Genomic DNA, 13,952 nt, shown 5'->3' with positions numbered 1-13,952 from the left:
TACAAGAAACCCCGCTCGATAAGCGGGGTTTTTTATTGCCTGCAACTCAGTAAATCGCCTGATAATTGACCTTTTATTCCCTCTTCTTCTGCCGTTTTCTCTGTTTTTCCTCCTCTATTTTCTCCGGATCTGTCATCGCCGCTGGCTTTAGTTGTCGTTATAATGGCCGCCCTCAAGCAAGGTGGTGGTATGAAAGCAGAATATCTACAGCGATTCGGGGGCATTGCCCGTCTTTATGGTCAGAACGCCCTGCGTTCCTTTAGCCAGGCCAAGGTCTGTGTGGTGGGGATCGGCGGCGTTGGCTCCTGGGCGGCGGAGGCGCTGGCCCGTGCCGGTATCAACCAGATCACCCTGATCGACATGGATGATATCTGCATCACCAATACCAATCGCCAGATCCACGCCATGCAGGGTACGGTCGGTCGCCTCAAGACCGAGGTGATGGCCGAGCGCATTCGCGCCATCAATCCGGATTGCGAAGTGATCGAAGTGGACGATTTCGTCACTGCCGACAATCTGGCCGAGCATATCAAGCGAGAGTTTGACTATGTGGTGGATGCCATCGACTCGGTCAAGGCCAAGGTGGCGCTGATAGCCTTCTGCAAGCGTAACAAGATCCCGGTGATTGTAGCGGGTGGTGCTGGCGGGCAGATGGATCCGACCCAAATCAAGGTGGCCGATCTGGCCAAGACCATTCAGGATCCGTTGGCGGCCAAGGTGCGATCTGACTTGCGCCGATTGCACAACTTCAGCAAGAATCCGGCGCGCAGGTTTGCGGTGGAGTGTGTCTTCTCAACCGAGCAACTGAGCTATCCGGATGGCAATGGTGGCACCTGTCAGGCCAAGGCGGCCAGCGATGGCACCATGAAGATGGATTGCGCCTCCGGCTTTGGCTCCGTGACGCCGGTGACGGCAACCTTTGGGCTGGTTGCCGCTTCCCGGGTATTGAAGAAGATTGCCGAGCGGGGTGCCCGCGCTGAGAAAGAGGCCGGGAATGAAGCAGCAGGGTCGATTAGCGAAGCGTAATCGACCACTGAACAAGGCGGGTTAAACCGCCTGATCTCGGATCGCCAGCACGATCGCTCTGAGCCCGTTACCCCGTGACGGGCTCAAGTGTTTCTCAAGGCCCAATTCGATGAAATACCCTTCCATATCAAAAGCCTGGATCGCCGCTGCGGATTGGTGGTTGAGCGCCGCCAGCACGATGACGATAAGGCCCCGCACGATGCGAGCGTCGGAATCACAGGCAAAGTGCCAGCAGCCATCGTTGCTTTTCTCTCCCTTCAGCCAGGCCTGGCTTTCACATCCCTTGAGGCGGAATTCTTCCTGCTGCCATGCGCCGGGTAGCGCCGGCAACTGCTTGCCGAGCTGGATGATAAGCCGGTACTGGTTCTCCCAGCCATTTGCTGCGGCAAACTGCTGGCGGATGTTGTCGGCGTTGGGCTCAAGGCCAATCTGGGTATAGCTTGCGAGGTCACTCATTCGGTTGTCTGCCTTAGAAGAAGTCACTGAGTTTGTGCAGGGCGGCCAGCAGGGCGTCGACATCGTCCCGATTGTTGTAGCAGGCCAGCGAGGCGCGCATGGTGCCGCCGATCCCGAGCGATTCCATCAGTGGCATGGCGCAGTGATGGCCGACTCGCAGGGCGATCCCCTGCATATCGAGCAGGGTGGCGGCATCTTGCGGGTGGATATCCTCCAGCAGGAAGGAGACCGCACCGGCGCGTTGGCCGGGTTCGCCGACCAGACGCAGCCCCGGCACCTGTTGCAGGCCAGCGACCAGATAGTCGGTCAGGGCCTGCTCATGTTGGGCGAGCCATTGCCGGTCTTGCGCCATCACAAAGTCGATGGCGGCGGCGAGGCCGATAGCGCCAGCGATATGGGGAGTACCCGCTTCGAACTTGAAGGGTAGGGTATTGAAGGTGGTGCCGCTGAAACTGACCCGATCGATCATCTCGCCACCTGCTTGCCAGGGCGGCATCCGCTCCAGCAGCTCGGTGCGGCCCCACAACACGCCGATACCAGTCGGGCCATAGAGTTTGTGGCCGGAGAAAGCGTAGAAGTCGCAGCCGATGGCTTGCACATCCACCTCGAGATGGGCCACCGCCTGGGCACCGTCGATCAGGGTCACGGCGCCGACCGCTTTGGCGGCCTCTACCATCCGGGCGACCGGATTGACGGTACCGAGGGCATTGGAGACGTGGGCCAGGCTCACCAGCCGGGTGCGTGGCCCCAGCATGGCGTGATAGGCGGCCAGGTCGAGGTCGCCCCGCTCATCGAGGGGGATCACCTGGATCACCGCGCCGGTGCGCTGGGCAATCAGCTGCCAAGGGACGATATTGGCGTGGTGCTCTAGCGTGCTGAGTACTATCTCGTCCCCCGCCTTGAGCTCGCTCATCCCCCAGCTCTGGGCCACCAGATTGATCGCTTCCGTGGTGCCACGGGTCCAGATCACTTCGTGGCTGCGGGGCGCATTGATAAAACGGGCGACCGTTTTGCGGGCTGCTTCGAAGGCGCGGGTCGCGCGGCCACTCAGGGCGTGGGCGGCGCGGTGCACGTTGGCGTTGTCCGCCCGATAGTAGTGAGCGATCGCATCCAGTACTGCTTGCGGCTTCTGGGTGGTAGCGGCGTTGTCCAGATAGACCAGAGGGTGGCCGTTTACCTCCTGCGCCAAGGCCGGAAACTGGCTGCGCAGTCGGTCATGCTGTTGCTGATTCATGCTCCCCTCATCATCTGGAAAAAGTCATCATCTCGAAAGGTCGGCCATGATCCTGAAAATAGCGCCCGAACACAAGGCGCGATGAGCCCGATTGGCGGTTGTCTGCCGTGCAGCAGGTACGGCTCGTCGGGTGATTTCTGGTACAATGCCGCCCCTCATCATAAGCCAAGAGATCCGGCCCATGAAGCTCAACCCCAATCAGAACGAAGCGGTCAAGTATGTTTCCGGCCCTTGCCTGGTGCTGGCGGGTGCCGGATCGGGCAAGACCCGCGTCATCACCAACAAGATTGCCTATCTGGTGCAGCAGTGCGGCTACAACGCGCGCAATATCGCTGCGGTCACCTTTACCAACAAGGCGGCGCGGGAGATGAAGGAGCGGGTCGGTCAGACTCTGGGGCGCAAGGAGGCGCGGGGGTTGATGGTCTCCACCTTCCATACCCTGGGTCTCGATATCATTCGCCGTGAACACAAGAGCCTGAATCTCAAGGCGAACTTCTCCCTGTTCGACGACACTGACCAGCTGGCGCTGCTCAAGGAGCTCACCGAAGACGAGCTCGATAACGACAAGGACAAGCTCTCGGCCCTTATCAGCCAGATCTCCAACTGGAAGAACGACCTTATCCTGCCTGCCCGTGCCATGCGCATCGCTCGTGGGCCGGAAGAGGTGCTGATGGCGCAGCTTTACGAGCGTTATCACCGTCAGATGGTGGCCTATAACGCGCTGGATTTTGACGATCTCATCGTGATGCCGACTCTGTTGCTCAAGAGTAATCAGGAGGTGCGCGAGCGCTGGCAGAACAAGATCCGTTACCTGCTGGTCGATGAGTACCAAGACACCAACACCAGCCAGTACGAGCTGGTGAAGCAGATCGTCGGTGAGCGCTCCCGCTTTACCGTGGTGGGGGACGATGACCAGTCCATCTACTCCTGGCGCGGTGCCAAGCCGCAGAATCTAGTGCTGTTGAGCGAAGATTTCCCCAGCCTCAAGCTGATCAAGCTGGAGCAGAACTACCGTTCCAAGCGACGTATCCTCAAGTGCGCCAACATCCTGATCGCCAACAACCCGCACGTCTATGACAAGGCGCTCTTCTCCGAGCTTGATGAGGGGGTGAAGCTGAAGGTGCTGTTCGCCAAGAACGAAGAGCACGAGGCGGAGCGGATCGCCGCCGAGATGATGGGCCACAAGTTTATGAACCGCACCCGGTTCAAGGATTACGCCATCCTCTATCGGGGCAACCATCAGTCGCGCATCTTCGAGAAGGCGCTGATGACCAACCGCATTCCTTACCGCATCTCCGGCGGCACCTCGTTTTTCTCCCGCACCGAGATCAAGGACATCATGGCCTACCTCAAGCTGCTGGTGAATCCGGACGAGGACACCGCCTTCCTGCGGGTGGTCAACCTGCCGCGCCGCGAGATCGGTCCCACCACGCTGGAGAAGCTGGGTCAGTACGCCAACCAGCGCGGCAAGAGTCTGTTTGCCGCCAGCTTCGAGCTGGGGCTGGAGCAGCACCTCTCCGGGCGTGGTCTCTCTGCGTTGCAGGCGTTCACCAACTGGCTGGTGCGCCTTGGCGATCAGGCGCTGCGTGGCAATCCGGTGGAGGCGGTGCGGGATATGATCAAGGAGATCCACTACGAAGAGTGGCTCTACGAGACCTCCCCCAGCCCGAAAGCGGCCGAGATGCGGATGCAGAACGTCTCCACCCTCTATCGCTGGATCACCGAGATGCTGGAAGGGGATGAGCTGGAGGAGTCGATGACGCTGGCTCAGGTGGTCACTCGCCTCACCCTGCGTGACATGATGGAGCGCAACGAGGGGGAGGACGATGCGGATCAGGTGCAGTTGATGACCCTGCACGCATCCAAGGGGCTGGAGTTCCCCTATGTCTATATGGTGGGGATGGAGGAGGGCTTGTTGCCCCACCAGACCAGCATCGATGAAGACAATGTGGAGGAGGAGCGCCGTCTCGCCTACGTGGGCATCACCCGGGCCCAGACCGAGCTGACCTTCACCCTCTGCAAGGAGCGGCGCCAGTTTGGCGAGTCGGTACGGCCAGAGCCGAGCCGCTTTTTGCTGGAACTACCGCAGGATGATCTGGAGTGGGAAAATCAGAAGAAGGTGACGGCCGAGGAGCGCCAGCAGAAAGGACAAGTGGGCATTGCCAATCTGCGGGCGATGTTCAAGAAGGACTAAAGCGATGGGCTGGCCGGGGCAAGCAGCGGCACAATGTCGGCTCCGGGCATAGGGGGGGAGATGTATCGCCCTTGTCCCATCTGGCAGCCGATGTCGATCAGCTTCTGCAACTGTTGCTGGTTCTCGATCCCCTCGACCACCAGGGTGTAATTAAGATCCTGGCAGATATCCCGCATGGCGCGGATCAACGCCAAATCTTTGGGTGACTGCAGCATGCGTTGGGTAAAACTGTCATCCACCTTGATGTAATCCACCGGAAAGTGAAACAGGGCATTGAGGGATGAGAAGCCGGTGCCAAAATCATCCAAGCTGATCTGGATGCCCTTGGCTCGCAAGTCATGCAAGGACGCTAGCGCATCGGAATCCTGTCGTGACAATTCCCGCTCGTTGAATTCAAAAATCAGGTAGTTGGGGGCAACCCCCACCTCCTCAATGATGGCCATCAGCCGCATGATATGGTCGTGGTTGGCGAGGTGCTTGCCCGAGAGGTTGATGGCGACCTTGAACTTGCTTTGTCCCGAGAACGGCAACCAGTTTTTTAACTGTTGGCAGGTTCGCCGCAGGATCTGGTAATCCAGCTCGAGAATGAGACCACATTGCTCCGCCAGCGGAATAAAATCAAAGGCATCTTTCAGCACTCCCTCCTCGGTCAACCAGCGTGCCATTACCTCCAGCCCGGTCAGGTGACTGTCTTGCAGCCGGATCACCGGTTGGTAGTAGGGGACGATTCGCCCCTCTCGCAACGCTCTGGCCAGCATCTCCTCCGGAGAGTTCCAGTTCTGGTTGATGCAATCTTCCGAGTAGTTGACGATCCGGCTGCGGCCATTGCGCTTGGCCTGATACATGGCCAGATCGGCTTGATGGAGCAGTTGGCTGATATCCGAGGTTTGCTCGGATACGCTCGATACCCCGAGACTGACGGTAATATTCAGCTCGTTACCTAACAGCCTGAACGGATAGGAGAGGCGGCTGATGATGCGGTTGAGCACCGGGCTGATGTCATCCTCGTGTTTGCTGCTATCCAGATAAATCACGAATTCATCCCCACCCAGTCTGGCCACCAGATCATTTTGCCGGATACAGGTCTGCAGCCGGCGGCTGACCTCTTTCAGCAGCTGATCGCCGGCACTGTGGCCCAGGGTGTCATTGATCTGCTTGAAGTGGTCCACATCGATAAAAATCACCGTAAACCCTGGTGATTTGTAGCGATTGTAGTGGGTCATGGCTTGATTGAGATGGTTCATCAACAGCGCCCGGTTGGGTAGCTGGGTCAAGGGATCGTGGAGTGCATCGAATTGCAGCCGTCGCTCCAGTTCTTGATGCTGCTTGAGCTGCTTTTGCAATCGGAGGTTGGTCTGGCGCAGCTGTTGCAGCCGCTGGTTGATCGAGTCCTCGGTATTGATGTCGTTGAGCTGCTGGCGGATCCGTCTCAGCTCCAGCAACAGGGTTAGCTGGCCGCGCAAGAAATCGAGGAACAGCTTGTCATCGGTCTCCAGCGGTTGAGCCGTGCTGATGATGAAGTGGCCGAAATACTGCTGCTGCAGTCGTAGCGGCATGCTGTGCCAGTGTCGTGATTCCCTGTTTACCTCGATATTGCTGGTGCTGTGACATAAACCACTGATGAGTTCATCACTCTGGTAAGGGTGTGCCGGATAAATTTTCTCCAGCTTCTGGCTATTGAGCCTGACCAGCAGCATGTCCTCGATGGCCAGCATCTGGCGCAGTACTGCCTCTAGCTGAGAAAACAGCGCCTGACCTGGCAGGGTGTTGGCTAACCGTATGATGCGGCTGATGCTCTCAATCTTCTTTTTCCAGTTAGGATCTTTACGGAACAAGGGAGAAGGGAGTTCAGCGAGATGATAGTCCGCTTGGGTTTCGGTCAGCCGTTTGGCCAGACACTCCAGCAGCAGACGCAGGGTCGGTAGATCTGTTGGTGCGCCGCGCGCCAGTAGCCACTGTATCTGGCCATGCTCGATGGGGAAGACACACCACCCCTCAGCCTCATCCAGCTGGGTGAGCTGATCGGCGATGCGAGATTGCTCCCGGCCCAGTTGCTGTTTGAAGGTGTCGCTCACCTTGTGGGCGTAGATCCAGTTCAAGCCGGTATCGGAGAGGCCCAGCATGCCGAAATGTTGCAGCGGGCAGAGTTGATCAATTTGCTGGATAAGTGCGTCGTAATCCCCAGCCGTGGCCGTTTGCTGCGCCGGGAAGTCCATAATGGCAGAGACCAACGCCAATAGAGGAGTTGAGTAGTGGGGTTCGATGGATTGGGACGACATGTGCAACTCCCGATATGTCTACCTTACAAGAGTAGTCGGAAGCCGATAGATTGAAAGGGCCGCAATTGCGGCCCTTTCAAATACTTACAGCTTATCGATCATGTAGTGAATGGCGTTTTCTATCTCTTCATCACTACAGGTCGCGCAGGTGCCGCGTGGCGGCATCATGCCGGACTTGCCGGTGAAGCCTTCAATGGCATGTTTTTTGAGTATCGCAATACCTTGGGCGATGCGAGGTTCCCAGGCTGCCTTGTCACCCCGTTTGGGGGCACCAGCGGCACCGGTGGCATGACAGGCAAAACAGGCTCCATTATATACAGCTTCGCCGTCGCGGGGGCCGGAAGGGGTGGCCGCAACAGCAGTCGCACTTGCCCCGACAATACCTTCCAGATCCTTGGCGGTATAGACCTGACCGATTGGTTTGACCCGCTCGGCAATGGCTTCCGGCGACATCTCAGCGGACGCAAGCACGGCTCCAGACAGGCTGGCGGCCGTCATCCCGACAGCCAGCAAATAGCTCAGTTTTTTCAACACGCTCATATACTCCCAGCAGTCTTTTATTATCCCTGTAAACGACGGGATTATAACCGAATAGTTACGGCCTTTTAAACGCTTGTGTGTGAAGTGTTAAACACTCTGCGTACAAAGTCTTGTCCGATATCACGGCAATTCGGGCGGTGGAGATAAAAAGAAACCCGGCATTCGCCGGGTTTCGGGTAAACAAATGCTGAAATGGGCTATTTGTCCCAGCTCAGGATCACCTTGCCGGAGTGGCCGGAGCGCATCGCATCGAACCCCTGCTGGAATTCGTCGATGTGGAATCTGTGGGTAATGATGGGGGAGAGATCCAGTCCGGACTGGATCAGGCTGGCCATCTTGTACCAGGTCTCGAACATCTCGCGGCCATAGATCCCTTTGATAAACAGCCCCTTGAAGATCACTTTGTTCCAGTCGATGGCCATGGTGGAAGGGGGGATGCCGAGCATGGCGATCTTGCCGCCGTGGTTCATCTTGTCGAGCATCTCCTGGAAGGCGCTCGGCACGCCGGACATCTCCAGCCCCACGTCGAACCCTTCGGTCATGCCCAGTTCGCTCATCACGTCGGCGAGCTTCTCTTTACTGACGTTGACCGCGCGGGTGGCGCCCATCTTGCGGGCCAGCTCCAGTCGGTATTCGTTGACGTCGGTGATCACCACGTGGCGCGCACCCACATGGCGGCAGACGGCGGCGGCCATGATGCCGATAGGGCCCGCCCCGGTGATGAGCACATCTTCACCCACCAGATCGAAGGATAGGGCGGTGTGCACCGCATTGCCGAACGGGTCGAAGATGGCAGCCAGCTCGTCCGGGATATTGTCCGGCAGCTTGAAGGCATTGAACGCGGGGATCACCAGATACTCGGCAAAGGCGCCCGGGCGGTTGACGCCAACACCAATGGTGTTGCGGCAGAGGTGAGTGCGGCCAGCGCGGCAGTTACGGCAGTGACCGCAGGTGATATGCCCTTCACCGGAGACCCGATCGCCGATGGCGAAGCCGCGCACCTCCTGACCGATGGCGACCACTTCCCCAACATATTCATGGCCGACCACCATGGGTACCGGAATGGTCTTCTGGGACCACTCGTCCCAGTTGTAGATGTGGATATCGGTGCCGCAGATGGCGGTTTTGCGGATCTTGATCAGCAGGTCGTTGTGGCCGAGCTCGGGGGCCGGCACATCCGTCATCCAGATGCCGACCTCTTTGTGCAGTTTGGAGAGTGCTTTCATGGCTGTTCCTTCAATATGAATGCAGAAAAAAGGGGCTGCAGCCCCTTGATTCAAATCAGATAACGCCGAGTTCACGGCCGATGCGGATAAAGGCGTCGATCGCCTTGTCCAGCTGCTCGCGGGTGTGAGCGGCAGACATCTGGGTGCGAATGCGGGCCTGACCCTTGGGCACGACCGGGAAGGAGAAGCCCACCACATAGATGCCGGCTGCCAGCATGCGGCTCGCCATTTCGGAGGCGAGTTTGGCATCCCCCAGCATCACCGGAATGATGGCGTGGTCGGCGCCAGCCAGAGTGAAGCCAGCGGCGCTCATCCGCTCGCGGAAGTAACGGCTGTTCTCTTTCAGGCGCGCGCGCAGGTCGTGACCTTCCGCCAGCATGTCGATCACCTTGATGGTGGCGGCAACGATGGAGGGGGCCAGCGAGTTGGAGAAGAGGTAAGGGCGGGATCGCTGACGCAGCCAGTCGATCACCTCTTTCTTGCCGGAGGTATAGCCGCCGGATGCGCCGCCGAGCGCCTTGCCCAGGGTGCCGGTGATGATGTCGACCCGATCCATCACGCCGCAATATTCGTGGGTGCCACGACCATTCTCGCCGATAAAGCCGACGGCGTGGGAGTCATCCACCATCACCAGCGCATCGTATTTGTCGGCCAGATCGCAGATGGATTTGAGGTCGGCGATGACCCCATCCATGGAGAAGACGCCGTCGGTGGCGATCAGCTTGAAGCGGGCGCCATCGGCGTCAGCCTGCTTGAGCTGGGCTTCCAGCTCGGCCATGTCGTTGTTGGCGTAGCGATAGCGCTTGGCCTTGCACAGCCGCACGCCGTCGATGATGGAGGCGTGGTTGAGGGCATCGGAGATGATGGCATCTTCGGCGCCGAACAGGGTCTCGAACAGACCGCCATTGGCATCAAAGCAGGAGGAGTAGAGGATGGTGTCCTCGGTGCCGAGGAAGGCCGACATCTTCTGTTCCAGCGCTTTGTGCTGGTCCTGGGTGCCACAGATGAAGCGCACTGAAGCCATGCCGAAGCCGTGGCTGTCGAGCCCCTGATGGGCGGCGGCGATCAGATCCGGGTGGTTGGCCAGCCCCAGATAGTTGTTGGCACAGAAGTTCAGTACCTGCTCACCGCCGACGGCGATGCTGGCCTGCTGGGCGGAGGTGATGATGCGCTCCTGCTTGTACAACCCTTCAGCTTGTACCTGGTTCAGTTGCTCGGTCAGGTGACGATAGAATCCGTTAGACATCCTCGATCCTTATTGGCTATTTCAGCTGCGTATCAACAGAGGGCAACATTTTACTGCAATCTGTTGCGGCTAATTCAAATGATTGTGCTGATATTCAACAAATGTGAAACAGATCTCACCCAGCTGGTTGGGCCAGCTGACGGTAATGCTGTTCCAGCTGCTGGATCTGTCCGGCCACCTGAGGTTGCACATAGGGGCGCAGCAGGAATAGCACCTTCAACACTCCCTGATAGAGCAGCGGCTTGGTGATGCGGGTGTTGGGCGCCTGGGCAATCTGGAACGGGATCCAGCAGGTCACCACCATCTTGATGGTCTGGCCCAGATCCGGCAGGTCTTCGTCACTGACATCGATAATGCCCCCTTCGCGCAGGCTCTTGAGCAGGGCGACCACTGATGCTCGCATCTGCTCCTGAGCCTTGAGGTACTTCTGTTGCAACGGCTCGTCACGGCTCAGGATGTCCGGCAGGTTGGCGTAGAAGAAGCGGAACTGCCACATCAGATAGAAGATGGCATCCAGATAGCCCATCAGATCCTGCAGGGTGATTTCACGGTTGCGGGTCGGGACGAAGCTCTCGCTCAGATGGCGGGCATACTGGTCGAAGATGGAGTGGATGATGTCTTCTTTATTGCGGAAGTGGTAATAGAGGTTGCCCGGGCTGATGCCCATGTGCGCCGCAATATGGTTGGTGGTGATGTTGCGCTCACCCTGATCGTTGAACAGCTCGGTCGCGCTGTGAATGATCCTGTCTCTGGTTTTCATCACTCATTCCTCCAGCGGGTTTCGTCTGGGGGCGATTTTAACAAGGTCGAATCCCCAGACCGCCCGTGATAAACTTTTCGGCAATTTCAAATTGGCTCACTATACACAGCTTTAACAAGCAGTCACATGTAGCCATCAACGTACGAGAGGCAAACTCCATGATCGTAGTAACTGGCGGTGCTGGCTTTATCGGCAGCAATCTGGTCAAGCAGCTGAACGCTCAAGGACGGACCGATATCGTGGTCATTGATGACCTGACCGACGGCACCAAGTTCGTCAACTTGGTCGATCTGACCATCGCTGACTACATGGATAAGGAAGAGTTTCAGCACCGTATAGTGTCTGGTGACGATTTCGAAGAGTGGGATGGCATCGAGGTGATCTTCCATGAAGGCGCCTGCTCTGCCACCACCGAGTGGAACGGCAAGTTCATCATGGAGGTCAACTACGAGTACTCCAAGGATCTGTTCCACTACTGCATCGAGCGTGAAATTCCGTTTATCTACGCCTCTTCTGCAGCGACCTACGGTGGCCGCAACGACAACTTCATCGAAGATCCCAAGTTCGAACAGCCGCTCAACGTCTATGGCTACTCCAAGCAGCTGTTTGACCAGTACGTGCGCCGCTGGATGCCGGAGATCAACTCTCAGGTGGTCGGTCTGAAGTACTTCAACGTCTACGGCCCGCGCGAGCAGCACAAAGGCTCCATGGCTTCTGTCGCCTTCCACCTCAATACCCAGGTGAAGAAGGGTGAGAATCCCAAGCTGTTCGAAGGTTGCGATGGCTTCCCGAACGGTGGCCAGATGCGTGACTTCATCTATATTGACGACGTCTGCAAGGTAAACCTCTGGTTCTGGCAGAACCCGCAGCACTCTGGCATCTTCAACTGCGGTACCGGCCGTGCCGAGCCGTTCCAGAACGTGGCCGAAGCGGTGATCAAGCATCATCAGAAGGGTGCCATCGAGTACATCCCCTTCCCGGATCACCTCAAGGGTCGCTACCAGAGCTTCACCCAGGCTGACATGACCAAGCTGCGCAGTGTCGGTTATGACGCCGAGTTTAAAACCGTTGCCGAAGGGGTAGCGGATTACATGGCTTGGCTCAACCGCTAACGGGTGAGCACAACGCGGCAGTTTGAGCGCAAAACCGGAAGTGGGCACTCGCCTGCTTCCGGTTTCTGGTGTCTGTGGCTGCTTGCTGTTCCTCTTTTCTCTACCGGGTAACCGCGCGATGAATATATTGATGGCACTCTCCCAGCTCGAGGTAACGGGCGCTGAGGTCTATGCCACCACGGTCGGTAACGAACTGACCCAGCGTGGTCACAACGTCTATTATGTGTCAGATACCCTGACCAAGCCGACTCTTGGTCCCGTCTTCAAGCTTCGCTTCAACAAGCGCAGCATCCTGCGCCGCTTCTGGCACGTCTTTTACCTCATCTATCTCATCAAGAAGCACCATATCCAGTTGGTACATGCTCACTCTCGCGCTTCCGGCTGGAGCAGTTATGTGGCCTGCAAGCTGACTGGCACCCCGATGATCACGACTGTGCATGGTCGCCAGCCGGTACACGCGTCCCGCAAGGCGTTCCATGCCCTCGGCTATCGAGCGGTTGCAGTTTGTGAGGATATTGCCCATCAGATTGTCGACAATCTGGGGGTCGATCCTGCGATCGTGCAGGTGCTGCGCAACGGTATCGAAACCGACAAATTCCAGCCCGTGCCGGCGCCGGACAATCCCAAGCCGGTGATCGCCATCATCGGTCGCCTGAGCGGCCCCAAAGGGGAGCTCTGTTACCGCCTGCTCGACGAAGTGCTTGATCTTGATGCCTGTCGGGTGCGGATTGTCAGCGGTACCAAGGTGCCGGAGCGTTTTGCCCGTTTCGAAGGCTGTGCCGAGTTTGTCGGTTATGTCGATGATGTGCCTGCTTTGCTGGCGGGTAGCGATCTGGTGATCGGCGCCGGTCGGGTAGCGATGGAAGCACTGCTTTGCGGTCGGCCCGCCTTTGCCATTGGCGAAGCCAAGGCGATCGGTCTGGTGACGGAACAGAATCTGGATGAGGCGCTGGCCAGCAACTTCGGTGACATTGGGCCCAAGGATCTGGCTATCGACTTTGCTGCGTTGAAGGGAGAGGTTGAATCTGCGCTTGCGAGCAAGGTGGTGCCGGAAGCCATTCGCCAACGCATTCAGGATGAGTATGGCTTGCAGGGTGTGGTATCCGGTCTGGAATCCATCTATCAGGATGCGGTGGTGGAAACCCTGCGCCGCGAGATGCCGGTCATCATGTACCACCGCTTTATCGAGCAGGATAGCGAGAAAGGGGTGCATGGCACCTGGATGCCGATCGCCATGTTCGAGCAGCATCTGCGCCTGATGAAGTGGCTCGGCTATGAAACCCTGACCTTCCGTGATTTGGCGGACAAAGGCTTTATCCACCGTTTGCAATACGGCAAGAAGTACCTGATGATCACCGCCGATGACGGCTATCAGGACAATCTGACCCGCATGCTGCCACTGCTGGAAAAATATGGTTACAAAGCCGTGGTGTATGTGGTCACCGGTGAAGGCTATAACCGTTGGGATGTGGAGCATCCGACCAATCCGGATACCAAGGTCTCATTGATGAGTGGTGAGCAAGTCAAGGCGCTGGCCGCCAGCGGTCATGTGGAGATTGGTGGTCATACACTGACCCATCCCCGCTTGAATCAGCTCACACCCGAGCAACAAATCCATGAAATTCAGGAGAATAAACGCCAACTGGAGGCCCTGCTTGGCCATCCGCTGCTCTCATTCGCCTACCCTTACGGAGATATGAACGACAGCGCCAAGGAACAGGCTATTGCCGCCGGGTATCGTTTTGCCGTCGCTACCAATAGTGGTCCAAAAGCGATGCACCAGGACCCCTACCAGATCCGCCGGATCGCCATCTTCCCCCGTACTGATGTGTTCGGGTTGTGGCGCAAGATCCGCGGTAATTATGTGTTCAGGAAATAA

The 13,952-nt window shown here is 57.8% G+C and carries 11 protein-coding genes; 4 read left to right on the top strand and 7 right to left on the bottom strand.

Annotated features, from left to right (window positions below; all coding sequences use genetic code 11):
• Positions 1 to 189: 189 nt before the first annotated feature.
• Positions 190 to 1,026, top strand: coding sequence for a tRNA cyclic N6-threonylcarbamoyladenosine(37) synthase TcdA (tcdA, locus tag BN1135_RS02030; RefSeq protein WP_042018468.1), 837 nt, complete (start codon positions 190 to 192; stop codon positions 1,024 to 1,026).
• Between the two features lie 21 nt (positions 1,027 to 1,047).
• Here the strand turns inward: tcdA and BN1135_RS02025 are convergent, their stop codons facing one another.
• Both BN1135_RS02025 and BN1135_RS02020 read right to left on the bottom strand, forming a co-directional pair.
• Positions 1,048 to 1,482, bottom strand: a complete 435-nt coding sequence (locus BN1135_RS02025; RefSeq protein ID WP_042018456.1) for a SufE family protein — start codon at positions 1,480 to 1,482, stop codon at positions 1,048 to 1,050.
• A gap of 13 nt (positions 1,483 to 1,495) precedes the next feature.
• Positions 1,496 to 2,716: an aminotransferase class V-fold PLP-dependent enzyme gene (locus tag BN1135_RS02020; protein WP_042018455.1), complete on the bottom strand. Its 1,221-nt coding sequence runs from the start codon at positions 2,714 to 2,716 to the stop codon at positions 1,496 to 1,498.
• A 181-nt stretch (positions 2,717 to 2,897) separates the two neighbouring features.
• Between BN1135_RS02020 and rep the strand changes: the two genes are divergently transcribed.
• A complete protein-coding gene (gene rep, locus BN1135_RS02015; protein WP_042018454.1) occupies positions 2,898 to 4,910 on the top strand; it encodes a DNA helicase Rep in 2,013 nt (670 codons plus the stop codon).
• On the opposite strand, the gene BN1135_RS02010 is transcribed toward rep, so the two are convergent.
• The 5 genes from BN1135_RS02010 to BN1135_RS01990 form a co-directional block, all read right to left on the bottom strand.
• Positions 4,907 to 7,189, bottom strand: coding sequence for a putative bifunctional diguanylate cyclase/phosphodiesterase (locus tag BN1135_RS02010; protein ID WP_042018453.1), 2,283 nt, complete (start codon positions 7,187 to 7,189; stop codon positions 4,907 to 4,909). The two genes, rep and BN1135_RS02010, sit on opposite strands and share 4 nt — an antisense overlap.
• Before the next feature lie 84 nt (positions 7,190 to 7,273).
• Entirely contained in the window at positions 7,274 to 7,729 is a 456-nt protein-coding gene (locus BN1135_RS02005) for a c-type cytochrome (RefSeq protein ID WP_042018452.1), read from the bottom strand.
• 197 nt (positions 7,730 to 7,926) lie between these two features.
• Positions 7,927 to 8,955: an L-threonine 3-dehydrogenase gene (gene tdh, locus BN1135_RS02000; protein ID WP_033137598.1), complete on the bottom strand. Its 1,029-nt coding sequence runs from the start codon at positions 8,953 to 8,955 to the stop codon at positions 7,927 to 7,929.
• 55 nt (positions 8,956 to 9,010) lie between these two features.
• Entirely contained in the window at positions 9,011 to 10,201 is a 1,191-nt protein-coding gene (locus BN1135_RS01995; RefSeq protein WP_005342487.1) for a glycine C-acetyltransferase, read from the bottom strand.
• 115 nt (positions 10,202 to 10,316) lie between these two features.
• A complete protein-coding gene (locus BN1135_RS01990) occupies positions 10,317 to 10,961 on the bottom strand; it encodes a TetR/AcrR family transcriptional regulator (protein ID WP_042018451.1) in 645 nt (214 codons plus the stop codon).
• A gap of 158 nt (positions 10,962 to 11,119) precedes the next feature.
• On the opposite strand from BN1135_RS01990, the gene rfaD reads away from it, so the two are divergent.
• Together rfaD and BN1135_RS01980 are read left to right on the top strand one after the other, a co-directional pair.
• Entirely contained in the window at positions 11,120 to 12,073 is a 954-nt protein-coding gene (gene rfaD, locus BN1135_RS01985) for an ADP-glyceromanno-heptose 6-epimerase (RefSeq protein ID WP_042018450.1), read from the top strand.
• A 118-nt stretch (positions 12,074 to 12,191) separates the two neighbouring features.
• Positions 12,192 to 13,952 carry a bifunctional glycosyltransferase family 4 protein/polysaccharide deacetylase gene (locus tag BN1135_RS01980; RefSeq protein WP_042018449.1) on the top strand — a complete coding sequence of 587 codons (1,761 nt, stop codon included), beginning with the start codon at positions 12,192 to 12,194 and terminating at the stop codon, positions 13,950 to 13,952.

The sequence above is a fragment of the Aeromonas sobria genome (assembly GCF_000820145.1).
Classification (GTDB): Bacteria; Pseudomonadota; Gammaproteobacteria; order Enterobacterales; family Aeromonadaceae; genus Aeromonas; species Aeromonas sobria.
Note: the sequence above shows the minus strand (reverse complement) of the source record. Positions and strands in the feature narration are given on the sequence as shown.